The organism is Stenotrophomonas sp. GD03930, from assembly GCF_029839665.1.
GTDB lineage: Bacteria > Pseudomonadota > Gammaproteobacteria > Xanthomonadales > Xanthomonadaceae > Stenotrophomonas > Stenotrophomonas forensis.
This window is the reverse complement of the sequence record NZ_JAOCAV010000001.1, coordinates 2,162,196-2,182,208: the sequence shown is the minus strand read 5'-3', so window position 1 is coordinate 2,182,208 and position 20,013 is coordinate 2,162,196. Positions and strand designations below refer to the sequence as shown.

Annotated in this window: 16 protein-coding genes and 1 other RNA gene; 10 read left to right on the top strand and 7 right to left on the bottom strand. The window is 67.3% G+C overall.

Going from position 1 to position 20,013, the window contains the following annotated elements; translation table 11 throughout:
• The first annotated feature begins 797 nt into the window (after positions 1–797).
• Complete coding sequence (locus N5C18_RS09860) at positions 798–3,815, top strand: autotransporter outer membrane beta-barrel domain-containing protein (RefSeq protein ID WP_345782060.1); 3,018 nt, start codon at positions 798–800, stop codon at positions 3,813–3,815.
• 186 nt (positions 3,816–4,001) lie between these two features.
• Here N5C18_RS09860 and N5C18_RS09855 read toward each other — a convergent pair whose 3' ends face one another.
• The 3 genes from N5C18_RS09855 to N5C18_RS09845 all read right to left on the bottom strand — a co-directional run bounded on the left by N5C18_RS09855 (position 4,002) and on the right by N5C18_RS09845 (position 7,690).
• Positions 4,002–5,387, bottom strand: a complete 1,386-nt coding sequence (locus N5C18_RS09855; protein WP_279944415.1) for an FAD-linked oxidase C-terminal domain-containing protein — start codon at positions 5,385–5,387, stop codon at positions 4,002–4,004.
• Positions 5,388–5,610: 223 nt separating this feature from the next.
• Positions 5,611–5,979: a YraN family protein gene (locus tag N5C18_RS09850; RefSeq protein WP_180879035.1), complete on the bottom strand. Its 369-nt coding sequence runs from the start codon at positions 5,977–5,979 to the stop codon at positions 5,611–5,613.
• Positions 5,969–7,690 (bottom strand): penicillin-binding protein activator, encoded by a 1,722-nt coding sequence (locus tag N5C18_RS09845; RefSeq protein ID WP_279944414.1) that lies wholly within the window; start codon positions 7,688–7,690, stop codon positions 5,969–5,971. The genes N5C18_RS09850 and N5C18_RS09845 overlap by 11 nt, the downstream gene beginning before the upstream one ends.
• An 81-nt stretch (positions 7,691–7,771) precedes the next feature.
• Here N5C18_RS09845 and rsmI point away from each other — a divergent pair, with 81 nt between their 5' ends.
• A complete protein-coding gene (gene rsmI / locus N5C18_RS09840) occupies positions 7,772–8,590 on the top strand; it encodes a 16S rRNA (cytidine(1402)-2'-O)-methyltransferase (RefSeq protein WP_008265809.1) in 819 nt (272 codons plus the stop codon).
• 153 nt (positions 8,591–8,743) lie between these two features.
• Here the strand turns inward: rsmI and N5C18_RS09835 are convergent, their stop codons facing one another.
• Positions 8,744–9,619: a nucleotidyl transferase AbiEii/AbiGii toxin family protein gene (locus N5C18_RS09835; protein WP_279944411.1), complete on the bottom strand. Its 876-nt coding sequence runs from the start codon at positions 9,617–9,619 to the stop codon at positions 8,744–8,746.
• Positions 9,616–10,218 carry a type IV toxin-antitoxin system AbiEi family antitoxin domain-containing protein gene (locus N5C18_RS09830; RefSeq protein ID WP_279944410.1) on the bottom strand — a complete coding sequence of 201 codons (603 nt, stop codon included), beginning with the start codon at positions 10,216–10,218 and terminating at the stop codon, positions 9,616–9,618. Before N5C18_RS09830 ends, N5C18_RS09835 begins: the two co-directional genes overlap by 4 nt.
• A gap of 161 nt (positions 10,219–10,379) precedes the next feature.
• Here N5C18_RS09830 and rnpB point away from each other — a divergent pair.
• An RNA gene (gene rnpB / locus N5C18_RS09825) (RNase P RNA component class A) lies at positions 10,380–10,731 on the top strand.
• A 123-nt stretch (positions 10,732–10,854) separates the two neighbouring features.
• Here the strand turns inward: rnpB and N5C18_RS09820 are convergent.
• Positions 10,855–11,334: a DM13 domain-containing protein gene (locus N5C18_RS09820; protein WP_279944408.1), complete on the bottom strand. Its 480-nt coding sequence runs from the start codon at positions 11,332–11,334 to the stop codon at positions 10,855–10,857.
• Positions 11,335–11,435: 101 nt separating this feature from the next.
• Positions 11,436–12,188 carry an NRDE family protein gene (locus N5C18_RS09815; protein ID WP_279944407.1) on the bottom strand — a complete coding sequence of 251 codons (753 nt, stop codon included), beginning with the start codon at positions 12,186–12,188 and terminating at the stop codon, positions 11,436–11,438.
• Between the two features lie 323 nt (positions 12,189–12,511).
• On the opposite strand from N5C18_RS09815, the gene mraZ reads away from it, so the two are divergent.
• The 7 genes from mraZ to mraY are packed head-to-tail and all read left to right on the top strand — an operon-like array spanning position 12,512 to position 20,013.
• Entirely contained in the window at positions 12,512–12,958 is a 447-nt protein-coding gene (mraZ, locus tag N5C18_RS09810) for a division/cell wall cluster transcriptional repressor MraZ (protein ID WP_004143635.1), read from the top strand.
• 14 nt (positions 12,959–12,972) lie between these two features.
• The gene (gene rsmH, locus N5C18_RS09805) at positions 12,973–13,941 is read left to right on the top strand and encodes a 16S rRNA (cytosine(1402)-N(4))-methyltransferase RsmH (protein ID WP_004154215.1); all 969 of its coding nucleotides are present in this window, start codon (positions 12,973–12,975) and stop codon (positions 13,939–13,941) included.
• Entirely contained in the window at positions 13,938–14,201 is a 264-nt protein-coding gene (ftsL, locus tag N5C18_RS09800) for a cell division protein FtsL (protein ID WP_005412242.1), read from the top strand. Before rsmH ends, ftsL begins: the two co-directional genes overlap by 4 nt.
• Positions 14,198–16,042, top strand: coding sequence for a penicillin-binding transpeptidase domain-containing protein (locus N5C18_RS09795; protein ID WP_004154216.1), 1,845 nt, complete (start codon positions 14,198–14,200; stop codon positions 16,040–16,042). The genes ftsL and N5C18_RS09795 overlap by 4 nt, the downstream gene beginning before the upstream one ends.
• A complete protein-coding gene (locus N5C18_RS09790; RefSeq protein ID WP_279944406.1) occupies positions 16,039–17,547 on the top strand; it encodes a UDP-N-acetylmuramoyl-L-alanyl-D-glutamate--2,6-diaminopimelate ligase in 1,509 nt (502 codons plus the stop codon). The genes N5C18_RS09795 and N5C18_RS09790 overlap by 4 nt, the downstream gene beginning before the upstream one ends.
• Positions 17,544–18,938 carry a UDP-N-acetylmuramoyl-tripeptide--D-alanyl-D-alanine ligase gene (gene murF / locus N5C18_RS09785; protein WP_274511993.1) on the top strand — a complete coding sequence of 465 codons (1,395 nt, stop codon included), beginning with the start codon at positions 17,544–17,546 and terminating at the stop codon, positions 18,936–18,938. The genes N5C18_RS09790 and murF overlap by 4 nt, the downstream gene beginning before the upstream one ends.
• Positions 18,928–20,013 (top strand): phospho-N-acetylmuramoyl-pentapeptide-transferase, encoded by a 1,086-nt coding sequence (mraY, locus tag N5C18_RS09780; RefSeq protein WP_004154219.1) that lies wholly within the window; start codon positions 18,928–18,930, stop codon positions 20,011–20,013. The genes murF and mraY overlap by 11 nt, the downstream gene beginning before the upstream one ends.

Here is a 20,013-nt window from a genome sequence, read left to right as displayed (position 1 = left end):
ACGCTGCCGCCATCCAGCGTTACGAGCGAGGTGTCCGCGGCCGTGATCTGATTCATCTGCGCGTTCTGCCCGATCAGGTTCGATCCATTGCGCAGCGACCATGCCTCTACCGGATCGCCGGCGACGACGGTGGCGTTCTGATTGTCCAGGTCGCCGGCTACGGCAGAGCCGGCCGCAAAGGTGGTGATGGCCAGCAGCACCGCCTGGGCCAGGGGAAGGCGCGCGTTCGCACGAGTGGACGTAAGGTTTCGCATGTTCGTTTCCTTATCGGATGAGAAGTGCTGATTCGCCTGCGCTTTCGACCCGCTGGAACTACGCCGTGATGTATAGGTTGTCATCACGTGAAAAAGATGTGAAGTCCAGAGGCTTTTGCGAATGCAGGTGTCTTGTATGGCTTGAATTCTGGGCCTGCCCTCGCTCCGGTCCCATGCAATTAGTTGCAAAGGCGGCTTGCCAGACCTCGCGGGTTCAGGCCATGGACAGCACTGCGTCATCCGGTCGCAGGCCTGTTGCAAGTCTTTCGATGGGTGCATGGTCGGCCCACCACCAGCATGTCTGCTTTCACACAGAGACATGCGATGCACCCCATGCTTCCCCCTCGTACAACGTTGGCTGCAGCGCTCGCGGTGGCCTTGGTTACTGCGCTTCCGGCACATGCCCAGCAGGTTGTCGCCGACGGCGATCAGCAGACGCCCGCTGCGGGCGATTACACGACGACTGAGCCGGTAGAGCCGGGCAACCCTGCCGGCTACGCATTCCTCGCCATAAATGGTGGTCAGATCCAGCCTTCGGGGGCAGTGAATCTTCGTACCGAAGGTCTTCGCGCTGCCGCCGCACGCGCTGACGGCATCGGCAGCTTCGTTCTGCTGAAGGACGCTACGGTCGCCACGTTGGGCGATGGCGCGGCAGGGCTTTCCTCGGCCAATGGTGGTTATGTGCAGGCCGGCGACATCAGTATTGAGACATCCGGCGCAGCGGCAAACGGCGCCGAAGCGCTGGACGGACGACTCGCCTTGGAGCGTGCTCACATCGTGACCCGTGGCGCACTGTCCCACGGCCTGTCTGTCGCTGGCGGCGACGCGCAGATCTTTGACAGCGTCATTGAAATTGCCGGCAGCCAAGCCAATGGATTGGATATCAATGGGGGCACGCTGCTTGCTGAAAGGGTGCGCATCGATATTGCTGGAAGCGGCACCGGACTGTGGGCAGCAGGCAGCAGCACGGCGACGCTGCGCTCGGTACAGATCAACGGCACGGGCTCGGGCGCATCTGGTGCGCTGGTGGCGTTGGGCAGCAAGGCGGTGCTTGAGGATGTGGATATCGCGCTGACGCACGACAGGTCCGGCACCGGCCTGCTGGTGGGGGGCGAGCTGGAAATGCGTGGCGGCAGCGTGCATGCCGGAGGTGCCAATGCCAGTGCGCTGAGTTTTGCCACCAGTGGCGGTGGCAAGGCGACGCTGGATGGGGTAGACCTGTCCGGTCACTTCGGCGTCAACCTGACCGAAGGCTCTGAGCTGACGCTTCGCAACAGCCATCTGCAGAGTCAGTCCATCGGCATCGACATCAATCAACGCGACGGCACTGCAACCGTAAGCGATTCATCGATCACTACGCGTGGTGGCGTTGGCATTCGAATGCTGGATAACGGCGAGCTGGAGTTGACCGGGTCGCAGGTCACCTCTGACGGGCTGCACGGGCAGGCGGTTTCAGTATTGGGGGGCAAGGCCCACATCGCCTCCAGTGCGCTACATACGCTGGGCGAGAGCGGCCACGGCATCTTCGCCGAGGCCAGCATCGGGCGCACGCCTGTTGTTGCAGTCGAGAACACCCGCGTGCTTACTGAAGGCGAGATGGCCCTGGGCGTGATCGCACGTTCGGGCGCGGTGGTGAGTTTGGCCGACAGTGAGATACGCACCACGGGTCGTGAGTCGCATGGCGTTCTGACCGGCGGCGACGGCGAGATGAGCCTGACCAACACCCACGTGCGCAGCGAAGGCGAGGGTGCGTGGGCGGCGGTGGTGAATGACAACGGCAGGCTCTCCATCGATGGCGGCTCGCTGGTCAGCGCCCAGCACGGTGGCATCTGGATGCGCAGCAGCCGCGACCCCGGCCTGAACCTGGCCAATGGCGCAGTGGTATCCGGCGGCAATGGCATTGCACTGGCGCTGGATGCGGCCGTGGCCGGGCGCTTTGATGTGAAGCTGGACAGCGGCGCGTTGATGATCGGCGACATCGTGATCACCCCCGAGGACGAAGATGCCGGCCTGGTGCCGCAGTCAGAAGTGCACGTGCAGTTGACCAACAACGCGGGCTGGTTTGGTGCGTCCCATCTTGTGCAGGGCATGGCGCTGGACGGCGGCAGCCAGTGGGTACTCAATGGCAATGCCACCGTGCAGGATCTGGCAGTGCGCAACAGCCAGGTCGCGTTGTCTGATGGCAGCGGTCGATTCAACGTGTTGACGGTGGACGGCGACCTGCACAGCGAAGGCGCCACCTTCCTGTTCAATGGTGCGCTGGCCGGTGATACCTCGGACATCGATCGCCTGCACGTGCGCGGCGATGCCAGTGGTGATGCATCCATCGTGGTGAACAACATCGGCGGCGTGGGTGCGCCAACCTTCGACGGCATTCCGCTGATCCGTATCGACGGTGCGTCGCTGGCGGACTATTCGCTCGCCGGCCGCGCCGTGGGCGGTGCCTACGAATACTTCCTGTTCAAGGGTGGCCTGCTGGACCCGAACGATGGCAACTGGTACCTGCGTTCGCAGTGGTTTGATGTCTGCGAAGAGGATCCGAACGCGCCGGGCTGCGTGGTGGACCCCGGCCCGGACCCGGACCCGGACCCGGTGGATCCCATCGACCCGATCGATCCGGTAGACCCGATCACCCCGCCGCCGGTGCTGCGCCCGGAAGCGGGCGCCTATCTGGCCAACCAGTCGGCGGCAGTGAACATGTTCGCGCACCGCTTGAGTGATCGCGTGGGTGCGATTGAGATGGATGATGCACGTGCCGCCTGGGCGCGCGTGGGTCGCAGCAATGCCGATTTCACCGCCGTGGGTGGGCAGTTGTCGGTGGATGGAAATACCTCAGTGATGCAGATCGGCACGGATGTGTGGCGGCGCGGCAATGCCGCACTGGGTGTGATGCTGGGCAGTGGCCGTGCGGACAACACGGTGGTCTCTGACCTGACCGGATACAGCGCCAAGGGCCGCGTGCGCGGCACAGCGGTGGGCGTGTATGGCACTTGGCTGCAACAGGCCGATGGCAGCGAAGGCGCGTATGTGGATGCGCAGCTGCAGTACGGGCGTTTCAGCAACCGTGTGCAGGGCGTTGCGTTGGACCGCGAAAGCTACGATTCGCGCACGCGCAGTGCATCGCTGGAAGGCGGCTACACCTTCAACGTGTGGCAGGGTGCATCTAGCAACCTGTATCTGCAGCCGCAGATGCAGCTGACCTATACCGGCTACAGCGCCGATCGACACGTGGAACGCAACGGCACGGTGGTGGATGGCGCAGAGGCAGGCGGGTTGGCCGGACGCGTGGGTGTGCGCGCGTTCGGCCAGCGCGCAGGCATGGGTTCGGTGGTGCTGCCCTACGTGGGCGTGAACTGGCTGCGCAGCAGTGGCCGCAATGCCATCGACTTCCTCGGTGAAATGCTGCAGGCCGATCTGCCGCGCAACCGCTATGAGGTGCAGGCCGGTGCCGAGTTGAAGATCAGCCAGCGCCTGGGGGCGTGGGGTGGCGTGAGCATGCAGCGTGGTGACCACGGCTACCGCGATGTGGGCGGGCAGGTGGGTGTGCGCCTGGCCTGGTAAGTGAGCGGGTTGGGGTCAGATCCCGTTGCGGACGCAATGGGCTCTGACCCCGCCACGCGCGCTCGGCTGCGCTTCGTAGAGTCGAGCTTGCTCGACTGCGGCCGACAACAGTCTAGCAAGCTCGACTCTACGCCTGGCGCAAAGGCAGTCGAGCATGGCTCGACTCTACAAAAGCGTTGCACGTCCTCAGGCCGGCGGCAGCACCTTGCCGGGGTTGAGGATGCCCTCCGGGTCCAGCGCGGCCTTGATCGCGCGCATCGTTGCCAGCGTTTCCGCGCTGAACGCCCTGGCCATGAAATCGCGCTTTGCCAGGCCGATGCCATGCTCGCCGGAGAGCGTGCCACCCAGTGCCAGTGTCAGTTCGAAGATCTTCGGCAGTGCGGCGTGTGCGCGGGCGTTCTCGGCGGCGTCGTCCGGGTGGTACAGGATGTTGACGTGCAGGTTGCCGTTGCCGGCATGGCCGAAGGTGACGATGGTGAGCATGTAGTCGCGTGCCAGTGCCTGCACGCCCGCTACCAGATCGGGAATGCGCGACACCGGCACCACCACGTCTTCGTTGATCTTGCCCGGGGCGACGCTGCGCAGTGCCGGCGACAGGGCTTTGCGAGCGGCCCACAGCTGGTCACGCGCGCGGCCTTCCATCGCCACGTCCAGCGCGATCATGCCGTCGCCTTCAGCGGCGCTGGCCAGTGCCTGCAGCAGGTAGGGCAGGGTGTCGTGGTCGCCATCGGCTTCGACCAGCAGCATCGCGCCGGCCTCGGGCACGTCGGCGCCGTTGAGGCGCAGCAGTTCAAGGCTGCGTGCGTCCATGAACTCCAGGCGCGTGGGCACGACCGGCTGCGACATCAGACGCGATACTGCGGCGGCGGCAGCGTCTGCATCGCGGTACAGCACGCGCAGGCCGGCCTGGCTGACCGGCAGCGGCGTCAGCTTCAAGGTGGCTTCCACGATCAGTGCCAACGTGCCTTCGCTGCCGACCAGAAGATGGGTCAGGTCGTAACCGGTGGAATCCTTGGTGTAGGCGCCGCCGCAGCGGATCACCTCGCCGGTGCCGGTGACCGCTACCAGGCCCAGCACGTTGTCGCGGCTGGTGCCGTACTTCACCGCGCGCGGGCCGCCGGCATTGCAGGCCAGGTTGCCGCCCACGCTGCAGATGTCCGCGCTGGACGGGTCCGGCGCCCAGAACAGGCCGTGCGGTGCCAGCGCCTGCTGCAGTGTGCCGTTCAACACACCCGGCTGCACCACCGCGCAGCGGTCACCGGCGCGGATTTCAAGAATGCGGTCCATGCGGGTGAACGACAGCACGATGCTGCCCGGCAGTGGCACCGCCGCACCCGTGGTGCCGGTGCCTGCGCCGCGTGCGACCAATGCGATGCCATGCGCGCGGCACGCACGCACCAGCGCCTGCACCTGCTCCACATCGGCGGGCAGCGCCACGGCCGCGGGGCGCTGGTGGCGCCATGAGTTGTCCTGCGCGTTCGCTTCCAGCGCGCTGTCGTCCATGCGCCAGCCCTCCGCGCCCAGCAGGGCGGACAGTTCGGCAACCAGTGCGGCGGGCAGTGCGGTACTCATGACGGATCTCGCGGGGAAGCAGGGGTATCAACGGGGATGCGCGCTTGGGTAGGTGCCAACCTTGGTTGGCACGGAAGCGCCGACCAAGGTCGGCCACTACCAGAGCGGGTGGGCGCCGACCAAGGTCGGATGCTACCGGGCTGCGCGCTCTTGGTAGGTGCCAACCTTGGTTGGCACAGAAGCGCCGACCAAGGTCGGCCACTACCAGAACGAAGGGTTGCCATCAGCAGTCATCCAGCCGGAACGCATCACGCAGCCAGTGCAGCTGCGGCGGTTCGCCACTGGCTTCGACCACATCGAAGCGGCAAGGCGCATTGGCCAGCGCCGGGTTGTCCTGCAGGAACAGCTGCGCGGCATGCGCCAGTCGCCGGCACTTGCGCGCATCCACCGACGCGGCGCCGCCACCGAAGTCCGAACGCGCGCGGTACCGCACTTCCACGAACACCACGGTGCCGGCGTCGTCCATCACCAGGTCCAGTTCGCCGCCGCGATAGCGCACGTTGCGTGCACGTGGCTGCAGCCCGGCCTGTTGCAGATGCTGCTCGGCGGCGGCTTCCACCGCCGAGCCACGTTGGCTGCGCTCAGCGACCACCGACGATCGGCATCGGCCGGCCGCCATTGAAGGTGGACCACGCCGGCTGGCGCAGGATGTTGCCGTTGCTGTCCAAGAACAGCGTGCCGGTGGCGCCGTCCAGGCCGCCTTCGTTGGACAGCTTGTCCAGGTAGGCGGTGATCTTCCAGGCATCGGCGCCGAAGGCGAACAGGCGGCCGGCCGCGCCGCGTGCGCTGGGCAGGGTGCTGGCGACCTGGCTGGCCGACGGCAGGCCGGACACGCTGCGCACGTTCCAGGCTTCGTTCGGGTAGACGATGCCGTCCAGCGCCACGTCTTCTTCCACCTTGCCGCTGCCGACGGTCAGCTGCGAAGTGCCGACGCGGGTGGCGCCACCGGCACCGGCCAGTGCCAGCTGCGGCGCCAGCAGGCGCGCCTGCGGGGCACGCACGGCGAGGAACACGGCATCGACCTGGCCGGCATTGCGCACCTGTGCGCCCACATCACCGACCGCATCGGTCACGCCGATCGTGGCCACCACCTGGCCGCCACGCTGGGCGAAGCGCTGCGCGAAGGCGGCGGCGGCACGGCGGCCGGTGTCGTCGGCGCTGTTGATCACCAGTGCCTTGCCACGCTCGCGGCCACGCAGGTATTCGGCGGCCACGATGCCGTCGTCTTCCGGGGCCAGCGAGAAACCGGCGCTGCCGGCCGGCGGTGCATCCTTGCCGCGGTTCAGCGCCAGCACCGGCACCTGCAGCTGCTGGCGGCCGTACACCGCGTCCACTTCGTCGCGGCCCAGCGGGCCGACCACGAAGTCGGCACCGGAGGCGACGGCCTTGTCATACGCGGCCAGTGCACCGGCCGGGGTGCCGGCGGTGTCGATGAAGTTGATGTCCGGGCGACGGCGGGTCTCGCCGTAGTAGGCGGCCAGCAGGCCATCACGCACCGGCTGCGCGGCGGTGGCCAGACGGCCGCTGAGCGGCAGCAGCACGGCCAGCTTGACCGGCGGGCGGTAGCCATCGCTCAGCGCCGGCGGGCGCTTGCTGGTATCGAACTGGGCCGCGCCATCGCGATCGAACGGGCGCGGCAGCGGCAGGCCGCGCGCGATCAGCGCACGGCCGGCGAAGTTGTACAGCGGGTCGTTGGCCGGCAACGCGGCGGCACGGCTGCGCAGGGTGGCGTCGTCGAGGGTGCCGAGCAGGCCGGCGATGGCCGCCTGGTTGTCGCTGCGGGCGCTGCCGGTCAGGCTGGCATGGGCGCGGGCACGTTCGGCGGCGGCACCGAAGGCATCACCGGTGCCCTGCAGTGCCTGGGCGCGTGCCAGCAGCCAGCGGGTGCGCAGGCCGACCGCAACGCTGTCGGCATGATCCTTCAGCAGTGCCAGCGCCTGCGCCGGTTGCTTGTCGGCCAGCGCCAGCTCGGCGCTGGTCAGCTGGTAGCGCTGCAGGCTGGCGCCGGACAGCTGGCGGGCGGTCAGCTGGCCCAGCAGGCTGCGCGCGCGGGTGCTGTCACCGGCCAGGTGCCAGGCCCAGGCCGCGTCGGCCAACGCGTTGCTGCGGGCACCCCCGCGCAGGGTGGCGGCCAGGCCTTCCAGCTGCAATGCGGCGTCGCGCGGCTTGCCCTGTTCGATCAGCGCCAGCGCCTGGCTCTGGGCCGGCGAATCGGGCGTGCTGGTCAGGCTGGTGGTGGCACAGCCGGCCAGCAGCATCAGCGACAACGACAGGGCGGAGATCCGTGCGGCGGGCTTGTTCATGATCGGGTCCATGCGATGAGGGCAGCGGCCTTGGCCGGGTACACGCTACGATTCTACCCTTGCCCCGTGAGTACCGCTGAAATGAGTGTCCCAACCCTGTACGTCGTCGCCACCCCGATCGGCAACCTGGCCGATCTGAGCCCGCGCGCGCAGGAGGTTCTGCGTTCGGTGGCCGCCATCTGTGCCGAGGACACCCGCCGCAGCGGCCAGCTGCTGTCCCATTTCGGCATCCAGCAGCCGCTGGTGGCCCTGCACGAACACAACGAGGAAGCGCTGTCGCAGCGCCTGGTGTCGCGCCTGCAGGCCGGCGAATCGCTGGCGCTGGTCAGCGATGCCGGTACGCCGCTGGTCAGCGACCCCGGTTTCCGCCTGGTGCGTGCCGCGCGCGCGGCCGGCATCAAGGTCAGCCCGATTCCGGGCGCCTGCGCCGCCATCGCCGCGCTGAGCGTGGCCGGGCTGCCCAGCGACCGCTTCAGCTTCGAGGGCTTCCTGCCGGCCAAGGCCAGCGGCCGCCGCGACCGCCTGCAGCTGCTGGCCGGCGAAGTGCGCACGATGGTGTTCTACGAATCCTCGCACCGCATCGCCGAGTCGCTGGCCGACATGGCCGCGATCTTCGGCGGCGAGCGCCCGGCGGTGCTGGCGCGCGAGCTGACCAAGCTGTTCGAGACCGTGCTGGATGGCGACCTGGCGGGTCTGCTGGCGAAGGTGGAAGGCGACGAGAACCAGCGCAAGGGCGAGTTCGTGGTGATGGTGCAGGGCGCTGGCGATGATGAGGAGGCACAGCTGGCGCATGGCCGCCGCGTGTACGCCAAGCTGAGCGAGCACCTGCCGCCGTCGACCGCCGCCAAGCTGGCCGCCGAATTGACCGGCGCACCGCGCAAGGCGTTGTACGGCAGTTGAGGGATCGTGCGGACCAAGGTCCGCACCCACCGGAGCAGAATCCGCACCCACCGGAGCAGCGGCATCGGTAGATCCACGCCATGCGTGGATGGACGGGCCGCGCCCAGGTCTGCACCCACCCGGGCGGAACCGATAGCGCCGGGCCTTGCGGCGTCAGGGCTTTACGGCTGTGTCGAGGGTGTCCAGATAGTCGGCAATCTCGGTCAGCACCGTGGAAAGGTCTGGTGCGGGCAGGCGGTTCCTGCGCAGGAACGCGCGCCACTGAGCCTGCTTCTGGGTATCTGCGGCGAATGCCTGGGTCAGCCCATAGGGCAGAGGTGGCGGCGCAGGGGTGCCGCGTCGATCAAACGTCGCCTCTATGGCGGCTGCGAGGCTGGTGCGATCCATGGCGTCCTCACGTACCAGTGCCAGCAGGTCGAAGAAGTCTTTCATCCTGCTGTTGGCAATACCCAGCGCGGCAATGGCCTCCAGCTTCTCGGCGAACACCGTTTCGCGCGGATAGACGCGCAGGCAGGGCGCGGGAAGTTCGTCCAGCATGACTGGATAGATGATCTCCGGCGGTGGGGTGATCACCGCGTCGCCGAACCCTACGTCCCATTGCACATGGCAGCGTGCACGGCCCAGATAGGCCACCAGACGCATGCGCAGGCCCTCGTATGCCGCCTCTTCGCGGGTGGCGTCGAGGGTGATGGTCTCTGGATCGAAGCGGAGCCCGTCATTACCCGGCATTGCGCAGAGCGAGTGCGTGATGTGCAGCAGGTGGCGTGGCTCAGCGCTTCCGAATCCCAGGAAATCGGCATCCCGTGTAGGCCGGTGCGGCGCATCGAACCATGCCGCGAACAGCATGGCGCCTTTCAGCAGGAACTGGTCGCGGAACGTGGAGGTGGAAAGCCGGTAGAGCAGGCGTTCAACGGCGAACCTGTCCAGCACGAACTGGAAGTCGTCGCCGCGAGTGCGCGCGTGATCGAGCAGTCGCTGCCGGATCGATGCCACGCGGTGGGGAAGAGGAAGCAGGGAAGAGGGGGTCACGCCAGGGCATCGATATACGGTCTCATCAGTCTGGCAACGCGGGAGAGCCGTGCATATTTCATCAACGCATCCGGGGTGGTGGCGCGGTTGCCAAGCGCGTCACGCAGGGCCTCGATAGCGACATCGAGACCCACCAGATTGCGGAATTTGAAGCAGTCGGCGACGGTTTTCGCAACGTTGCTGACGTATATGCGGCGTGTGCCTACACGGCGCTCTTCCAGCCCCGCCTGGAGGGTCGTTGCCGACATGCGCACCACGCGTAGCGGCGGCCAGTCGATCCGGGGCGGGCGGTCGCTGTTGCCGATGGCCACCCACAGTTCAAACGGTGCCTGGGTGGTCAGGCCATGCACACGCAGGGCGCTCAACAGGCAGAGGCGGACCTTCGGCATGCGCTCTGCAGTGATCCGCAGCCCTTCATCGGCCTCGCCGTTGTTGCTGCCCGGCAGCGCGTAGACGCCGCGCGACAACCGGATCAGCGCGCCGGCCTCGACCAGACGGGACAGCTGGACGCGGGCGATGCCTGCGGCCACCAGTTCGCGGGCGCGCAGGCTGCCTGCACGCCGCAGCAGTTTTCGGGCCTTGGCCTCGGCAGCGGTCATGTTGGCATTGTTCCATAATGTCGGTAGTTTTGAATATCGACCGACAAAAAGGAACATCAAGGCCTGTTGCCGGTGGATCGTGCGGACCGAAGTGCGCAGGCAGCTGAATCGGAAGGGTGGCGCGCGGTGGTGTTGGCATTTGCGCTAGAATGCGCGCTGGCGGAGCCGGCCAGACAGTCGCGTCATCCCTTCGGGGGTGCCGAGGAAAGTCCGGGCTCCATAGGGCAAGGTGCCAGGTAACGCCTGGGCGGCGAAAGCCGACGGAAAGTGCAACAGAAAGATACCGCCTACGTCTTCTTCGGAAGGCCGGTAAGGGTGAAATGGTGCGGTAAGAGCGCACCGCGAGTCTGGCAACAGACCGGCACGGCAAACCCCACCTGGAGCAAGACCAAATAGGGATCCTTTGGCGCGGCCCGCGTTGGATCCGGGTAGGTTGCTTGAGCGTTGCGGTGACGTAACGCCTAGAGGAATGACTGTCCACGACAGAACCCGGCTTATCGGCCGGCTCCGCCTCCTTCTTCTATATGCATGAACCGCGCATCGGTAGTGCCGGCCGCTGGCCGGCAACCTCCTCACCAGCAGACGCATCGTGCTGTTGCCGGCCAGCGGCCGGCACTACCGGGATGATGTCCGGCCTCAGCCCGGCGTGCGGTACTGCCCGGCTGAAATGAACTGCGAGAAGCGCTCGCACCACACCACGACCGTGGTGTAGTCGTCCACGTTGACGTCATCAGGTACATCGACCAGGAAACGGTTGAAGGTCTTCACCTCGCCGATGCGCCGGGACTGCGCCTTGACCTTCAGGAAGTCGGCCTTGTTGTCGACGAAGCCGTGCACCAGGTAGACCTTGTAGTCCGGCCCCGGCCCCATCTTGCCGTCGAAGGCCACCTGGGTGGGGCTGACGCTGACCTTGCCTTCGGCCCAGTGCACCGCATCGCTGCCCTTGAGGTCGCGCCGGAAGGTGGTGTGGTAGGCGGCCTTGCCCATGGCGTCCCGCACCTGCGTGGCAGGCGGATCGTCGGGGGCGATCAGGATCGGCAGCAGGTAGACGCCCAGGCCAAAGCCGAGGCCGAGGGTGAGCAGGTGGGTGGCGACAAGCAAGAGAACACGACGCATCGAAGACTCCCTGTGGATCGGTCGGGTGTGCGGCAGGACCGCGCCCAGTCATCGTGTGGCGTGCAGGCAGACATTTATAGACACAGAAAACAGGTACAGGGTCAGAAGTCGACGCGACTCTGGCCGAGTGCGACGCCCTGCGGGCCGAAACGGCGCTCGTGGATCTCGCCGTGGCCGTCGGCATCGATCAACAGCACGGTGCTGGCGCGGGTGCCGTAGTCGTCGCCACGGATGAAGGCCGGGCTCAGCCAGCGTTCGCGTTCCAGGCCGATGCCGGTATCGGGCAGCTCGCCGTCGGCGGGGCGGTGTTCGTCGGCCAGCGCGGTCCACAGCGGGGCCAGCTCGCCATCGCCGGCCTGCAGCCAGGCCGACAGGGCCGCCATCAGCCGCCGGGTCTTCGGCCAGGGCGCGTCCAGAGCGCCGTTGGACATGCCGTGCACGCCGGGGCCGAGGGTCTGGCGCTCGGCCGGGTGGTTGCCCAGGTACTCCAGGCTGTTGCCGTCGGCCAGCAACAGATTGAACGGGGCATAGGCGCCGGCCACGGCCGCCAGGCGGTCGATGTGCACGGCGGCCGGGTCGCGGCCGCGCAGGAAGTCGGCCACCAGCGCGCCGCGCGACGGACCGGTCTGGGCGGCCAGCGGATCGCGGACATTGGTGACCACCGCCATCCGGCCCGAGGCACCCACCCCGGCCCAGCCGCCACCGGAGCGCAGGTCGCGTCCGCCGATGACGGAGGTCTCATCTTGCCAGGGGGCCAGCGCCGCCGTCGGGCGGGCGTGGAACTCATCACGGTTGCCGGTCATCACCAGCCGCCAGCGCGGGTGGTGCATCCAGCCAAGAGCGAGCAGGCACATGGCGTCATTGTGCACGGTTTGCGCAGTCCGGCGCCGTTTTTGGCCCGCTCTGGATGAATGCGCGGCCGATGTTTCACGCCCTGTCCACACCCCTGAACTTCCGTTCAATCTCAAAAATTGAGACGGATCAGCAACTTGTGGATAAGCCTTGAACAATTCTCTAAAGGTTGTTGCAAGCCATTGATGCGGCTGGCGATTTCCCTGCTGAAAAGTTGTTGACAACCCTCGGACCGCTGCTAAGGTGGGCATCAGAGGGAAATCCGGGTGTTTTGTGGGTTTTCGTGGTTCAATGTTTCACCGGGCGAAGGATAGGTGCACGCGTCGTGTTCCAGGGCGAGACGGCCATCACAGTTGACGATAAAGGGCGCATGGCGGTTCCCACCGCTTATCGCGACCTCGTCGCGCGCGCCAGCAACAACCGTCTCGTACTGACCTACAACCCGTTCGAAGCCGGCTGCCTGTGGCTGTACGCAGAGTCGGAATGGGAGCGGGTCCGCGACGATGTGATGTCCAAGCCCAACACCCAGCGCGTCGTGCGCCTGTTGCAGCAGAAGCTGGTCGGCTCGGCCGCCCATCTGGAGCTGGACGGCAACGGTCGCATCAGCATCCCCGCCAGCCACCGCGGTGCGGTGGGCATTGAGAAGAAGGCGGTATTGCTCGGTATGGGCGACAAGTTCGAATTGTGGAGCGAGCAGGCGCATCGGGCCCTGATCCAGCAGACGTTGTCTGACGAGGATCTGGGTGATGGGTTGCTCGACCTGAAGTTGTGAGCCGGGGTGCCCGGATGCGCCCAGAAGCGCAGACCGGTCACCTTCCGGTGTCGCAGTCGCCGGCGGTGCACCTGCCGGTCCTGTACACCCAGGTCCTTGAAGGCCTGAGGGTGATCGAAAACGGACGTTATCTGGATGGCACGTTCGGTCGTGGCGGTCATGCACGTGGCGTGCTTACCCAGTTGGGTCCCGAGGGGCGCCTGCTGGTCATGGACAAGGATCCGGAAGCCATCGCCGTTGCCGAGCGCGATTTCGCGCCGGACCCGCGCGTGTCCATCTTCCGTGGCAGCTTCGCTCAGCTGCTGCAGTGGGATGCGACGGCCGACGGCCTGGACGGCGTGCTGTTCGACCTGGGCGTGTCGTCGCCGCAGCTGGACGTGGCCGAGCGTGGCTTCAGCTTCGGCAAGGACGGCCCGCTGGACATGCGCATGGACCCGGACAGCGGCGAAAGTGCCGCGCAGTGGATCAACCGCGTCGAAGACCGCGAGATCGCCGATGTGCTGTGGACCTACGGCGAAGAGCGCCAGAGCCGCCGCATCGCGCGTGCCATCGTGGCCCGCCGCGAGAAGCAGCCGTTCACCCGCACCGCCGAACTGGCCGAGCTGATCGCCTCGGTGATGCCGCGTGGCAAGGACAAGATCCACCCGGCCACGCGCAGCTTCCAGGCCATCCGCATCCACATCAACCGCGAGCTGGCCGATCTGGAAGCCGGCCTCGATGCGGCGGTGGAACGGCTCAAGCCCGGTGGCCGCCTGGCGATCATCAGCTTCCATTCGCTGGAAGACCGCATCGTCAAGCAGTACATGAACCGCCTGGCCAAGGCGCCGCCGGCCAACCGCCGCCTGCCCGAGGCGGAGGTGTTCGTGCCGACCCTGGATCTGATCGGCGGCGCCATCAAGGCCACCGACGAAGAGCTGGCGGCCAACCCGCGTGCCCGCAGCGCCGTGCTGCGCGTGGCCCAGAAGCGGGAGGCCGATGCATGAGCCGGCTGCTGCTGATCATCCTGTTGGCCTCGACCGTGGCCTCGGCGATCGGCGTCGTGTTCGTGCGTCACCGTCACCGGCAGACGTTCATCGAGCTGTCGCGCGCCGAGCGCAAGCGCGATGACATCAACCTGGAGTTCGGCCGCCTGCAGCTGGAACAGGCCACCCTGGCCGAAGCCAACCGTGTCGATCGCATCGCCCGCGAAAAGCTCGGCATGAAGTTCCCCGAGGCCGCCGACATCGTGGTGGTGCGGCCATGAGCAAGACCGGCCGCAACCGCCCGCGCAACGCCTTCAACCTGCGCCAGCGCCTGCGCTGGGTCGCGCTGGCCCTGGGCCTGTGCTCGGTGTCGCTGGTCGGCCGTGCTGCCTATGTGCAGATCATCAACAGCGACTTCTACCAGCGCCAGGGTGAGGCCCGTTACCTGCGCGAGCTGCCGATCAAGACCTCGCGCGGCATGATCACCGACCGCAACGGCGAACCGCTGGCGGTGTCCACGCCGGTCGCCTCGATCTGGGTCAACCCGCAGGACCTGCTGCGTTCGCCCGAGCGCATCCCCGAGCTGGCCCAGGCGGTCGGCATGTCGGTGGATGAGCTGAGCAGCCGCCTGTCGCAGAAGTCGGACAAGGAATTCATGTACCTGCGCCGCCGGATCAATCCGGACGAGGCAGAGAAGGTGGTCGCGCTGAAGATTCCGGGCGTGGCCGCGCAGCGCGAGTTCCGCCGCTTCTACCCGCAGGGTGAGGCGATGGCGCACGTGCTGGGCTTCACCAACATCGACGACCGCGGCCAGGAAGGCCTGGAGCTGGCGTTCGACGAATGGCTGCGCGGCAAGGCCGGCGCCAAGCGGGTGATCCGCAACCGCAAGGGCGAGACCGTCGAGAGCGATCTGCTGCGCGCCGCCGAACCGGGCAAGGACCTGACCCTCAGCATCGACCGCCGCATCCAGTACCTGGCCTTCAAGGAGCTGCGCAACGCGCTGGTGGCCAACAAGGCGGCCGGCGGTTCGATGGTGATCATGGACGTGACCACCGGCGAGATCCTGGCCATGGTCAACCTGCCGACCTACAACCCGAATTCGCTGACCGGTGCGCTGCCCGATGCGCGCCGCAACCGTGCGGTGACCGACCTGGTCGAGCCGGGTTCGACGATGAAGCCGCTGACCATCGCCACCGCGCTGCAGGCCGGTGCGGTGACCAAGGACACCATCATCGACACCAACCCGGGTTACATGACCCTGGGCCGCTTCACCATCCGCGACGTGCCGCGCAACAACGGCGTGCTGAACGTGACCGGCGTGATCACCCGCAGTTCGAACGTGGGTGCGGCCAAGGTCGCGGCGAAGATGCCGGACCAGGTGTTCTACGACGGCGTGCGCCGCTTCGGTTATGGCTCGGTGCCGCACAGCGGTTTCCCGGGTGAATCCGGTGGCGTGGTGCTGCGCCCGGCGCGCTGGTCGGGCACCACCAAGACCACCATGTCCTACGGCTACGGCCTGAACGTCACCCCGCTGCAGATCGCCACCGCCTACTCGGCGCTGGCCAACGGCGGTCGCCTGATCGCGCCGACCTTCGTCAAGGGCCAGCGCAACGAAGGCCAGCAGATCATCGATGAGAACGTCGCCAAGCAGGTGGTGGCGATGATGGAAACGGTGGTGACCCAGGGTGGCGCCAAGCAGGCGGCGGTGCTGGGCTACCGCGTGGCCGGCAAGACCGGTACCGCGCGCAAGGCTGGCCCCGGTGGTTACGAGCGTGGCCACTACAACGCGCTGTTCGCCGGCGTGGTGCCGGCCACCAACCCGCGTTTCGCCACCGTCATCGTCATCAACGACCCGCAGGCCGGCAAGTTCTACGGCGGCCTGGTGTCGGCGCCGGTCTATCACAACGTGATGGAAGGCACGCTGCGCCTGATGGACGTGCCGCTGGATGACCTGCAGTCGTGGCTGGCGGCCCAGCAGTCCGGCAAGGTCGGCCATTCGGCTTCGATCCTGCCTGCGCCGCCGGCCGAAGCCGCACTGCCGGTGGATGCCGCCGCTGAATTCGATGCTGCGCTGCCGAGCGCGCATGCCCAGACGCCGCCCGCTACGGGAGGCACGCAATGAGTCCTTCGATGTTGCTTTCGCAGTTGCTTCCGGACGTGGCCCTGGTGGGCCATGACCCCGTTCTGACCGGCCTGGTGCTGGACAGCCGCGCCGTGCGCCCCGGTAATGCCTTCGTTGCCATCGCCGGGTTCGGCGCGCATGGCCTGGGCTTTGTCGAGCAGGCCCGCGCGGCCGGTGCCAGCGCCATCCTGTTTGAACCGCCGGCGCCTGCCGAGCTGCCGGCACCGGCCGATGCGATCGCGGTGCCGGGCCTGCGCGCGCGCATGGGTGCGATGGCCGACCAGTTCCATGGCGCGCCGTCGCGGGCGATGGCGATGGTCGGCGTGACCGGCACCAACGGCAAGACCTCCACCGTGCAGCTGCTGGCCCAGGCCTGGCACCTGCTCGGTACGCCCAGTGGCAGTATCGGCACGCTGGGCGCCGGACTTTATGGTGCGGTCGAGCCGACCGGCTTCACCACGCCGCTGGTGCTGCAGATGCATGCGCTGCTGGCGCAGCTGCGCGATGCCGGTGCACGTGCGGTGGCGATGGAAGTCAGCTCGCATGCGCTGGACCAGGGCCGCGTGGATGCCGTGCACTATGACGTGGCGGTGTTCACCAACCTCACCCGCGACCATCTGGACTACCACGGCGACATGGCCAGCTATGGCGCGGCCAAGGCGCGGCTGTTCCATCGCCCGGGCCTGAAGGCCGCAGTGGTCAACCTGGATGATGCGTTCGGTCGCCAGCTGTTTGCCGGCCTGCCGGCGGGCGTGCAGCCGATCGGCCTGAGCTCGCGCGGTGCCACCGATGCCGGCGTGCGCGCCGAAGCGCTGCAGCTGGACGGCCGTGGCATCGCCTTCGAACTGGTCATCGAGGGCCAGCGTGCCGCGGTGCAGTCGCCGCTGCTGGGCCGCTTCAACGTGGACAACCTGCTGGCCGTGGCCGGCACCCTGCATGCGCAGGGCCAGCCGCTGCCGCGCATCGCCGAAGTGCTGTCGGCGCTGCAGCCGATCCGTGGCCGCATGAACCGCCTGGGCGGCGAAGACGGCCTGCCGACCGTGGTGGTCGATTACGCGCATACCCCGGACGCGCTGGAACAGGCGCTGGACAGCCTGCACGGCCACCTGCACGGCGCGCTGTTCTGCGTGTTCGGCTGCGGTGGCGAGCGCGATACCGGCAAGCGCCCGCAGATGGCCGCCATTGCCGAGCGCCTGGCCAACCAGGTCATCGTCACCGACGACAACCCGCGTGGCGAGGACGGCGACGTGATCGTGGCCGACATCCTGGCCGGTTTCCAGAATGCCGATGCCGTGACCGTGCAGCGCAGCCGCGCGCGTGCGATCGGCCTGGCGGTGAAGCGTGCCGGTGCCGGCGACATCATCCTGATCGCCGGCAAGGGCCACGAGCCGTACCAGGAGGTCAATGGCGTTCGCCATGACTTCGACGACACCGAAGTGGCTGCCGCTGCGTTGGCTGCCAAGGCTGGCGTGTTGGCCGCGCAGGCCGGGGAGGGCATCGCATGAAGCGCACCCTGCTTTCGCTGATCGCACACTGGGCCGGCGGCGAGATCCATGGCGACGACGTGGCCATCGATGCGGTCAGCAATGACACCCGCAGCCTCGGCCCGGGCAGCCTGTACGTGGCGCTGCGCGGCGAGCGTTTCGACGGTCATGACTTCGCCACCGACGCGCTGGCGCGCGGCGCCAGTGCCCTGCTGGTCGAGCGGCTGCTGCCGACCGAGCTGCCGCAGGTGCTGGTGGCCGACAGCGAGCTGGCGCTGGCGAAGATCGCCACCGGCATGCAGCGCGACCGCGAGACCGAGGTGTTCGCGATTACCGGCAGCAATGGCAAGACCAGCGTGAAGAGCCTGCTGCTGTCGATCCTGCAGCAGGTGGCGCAGCACGCGCATAAAGTGGTCTACGCCAACCCGGGCAACCGCAACAACGAGATCGGCCTGCCGCTGGCGGTGATCGACGCGCCGGAAGATGCCGACTACGCCGTCTACGAGATGGGCGCCGGCAAGCCGGGCGACATCGCCTACCTGACCGATATCGCCCGCCCGCGCTACGCGCTGGTCAACAACATCGCACCGGCCCATCTGGAACGGATGGGCAGCCTGCTTGGCGTGGCGGTCACCAAGGGCGCGATCTACGCGGCGCTGCCGGCCGATGGCGTGGCAGTGATCAACGTCGATGATGCCTACGGCCGCTGGTTCGAACAGCATTTCGTCGGCACGCCGGCACGCTGCCGCGTGCTGCGCTACGGCCTGGAGCACACCGCGGACATCACCGCGCGCGACATCCGCGCCGGTGCCCAGGGCAGCCAGTTCACCCTGGTTTCGCCGATGGGCGAAGCCCGCGTGGTGCTGGGCCTGCCGGGCCGCCACAACGTCAGCAATGCGCTGGCCGCGGCCAGCCTGGCGCTGGCTGCCGGTGTCGATCTGGCGCTGATCGCGGCTGGCCTGGCCGAGGCGCAGCCGGTGCCGGGCCGCCAGATCGCCCATCAGCTGCGCAATGGCGCGGTGCTGGTGGATGACAGCTACAACGCCAACCCCGGTTCACTGGCCGCCGCCATCGATGCCCTGGCCGCGGCCCCGGAAGAGGGCTGGCTGGTGCTGGGCGACATGCGCGAGCTGGGCCCGGATGCCGAGGCGCTGCATGCGCAGGCCGGCCTGCGCGCACGTGCCTCCGGCCTCAAGCGCCTGTACGCGCTGGGTCCGCTCAGTGCCGCTGCCGCCGCCGCCTTCGGCGACGGTGGCCGTCATTTCACTACCCATGACGCGCTGTCGCAGGCGCTGAAGGACGAGCTGCACCCTGGCGTGCGCTGCCTGGTCAAGGGTTCCCGTGGCAGCGCCATGGACACGATTGTCAAAGCGCTGCTGGCGCAAGGAGAGGAATCCCCGCATGTTGTATGAACTGGCTCGATGGTTGCAGCAGTTGGAGAGCCTGTTCGGGCTGTTCAACTACCAGACGTTCCGCGCCATCCTTGCCGCGCTGACGGCCCTGTTCCTGTCGCTGTGGCTCGGCCCGGCGATGATCCGCAAGCTTGCCCAGTTCAAGGGCGGCCAGCCGATCCGCAAGGACGGTCCGCAGACCCATTTCTCCAAGGCCGGTACGCCGACCATGGGCGGTTCGCTGATCCTGCTCACCATCACCCTGTCGGTGCTGATGTGGGCCGACCTGCGCAACCGCTACGTGTGGCTGGTGCTGGCGGTGATGCTGTGCTTCGGCGCCATCGGCTGGTATGACGACTGGATCAAGATCGTCCGTCGCGACCCGAACGGCCTGAAGTCGCGCTGGAAGTACCTGCTGCAGTCGATCTTCGGCCTGGCTGCGGGCCTGTTCCTGTTCTATACGGCCGACGTGCCGGCCGCGCTGACCTTCTACATCCCGATGTTCAAGTCGGTGGCGCTGCCGCTGGCCGGCATCGGCTTCGTGGCCATCGCCTACTTCTGGATTGTCGGCTTCTCCAATGCGGTGAACCTGACCGACGGCCTGGACGGCCTGGCGATCATGCCGACCGTGCTGGTGGCCTGCGCACTGGGTGTGTTCGCCTATGCCTCGGGCAACGTGGTGTTCGCCAACTACCTGCAGATCCCGCAGATTCCGGGTGCCGGCGAGCTGGTCATCATCTGCGCGGCCATCGCTGGCGCGGGCCTGGGCTTCCTGTGGTTCAACACCTATCCGGCCATGGTGTTCATGGGCGACATCGGCGCGCTGGCGCTGGGTGCGGTGCTGGGCACGATCGCAGTGATCACCCGCCAGGAACTGGTGCTGGTGATCATGGGCGGTGTGTTCGTGATCGAAACGCTGTCGGTGATGATCCAGGTCGCCTCGTTCAAGCTGACCGGCAAGCGCGTGTTCCGCATGGCGCCGATCCACCACCATTTCGAACTGAAGGGCTGGCCCGAGCCGCGCGTGATCGTGCGCTTCTGGATCATCTCCGTCGTGCTCGTGCTGATCGGCCTGGCCACGTTGAAGGTGCGCTGA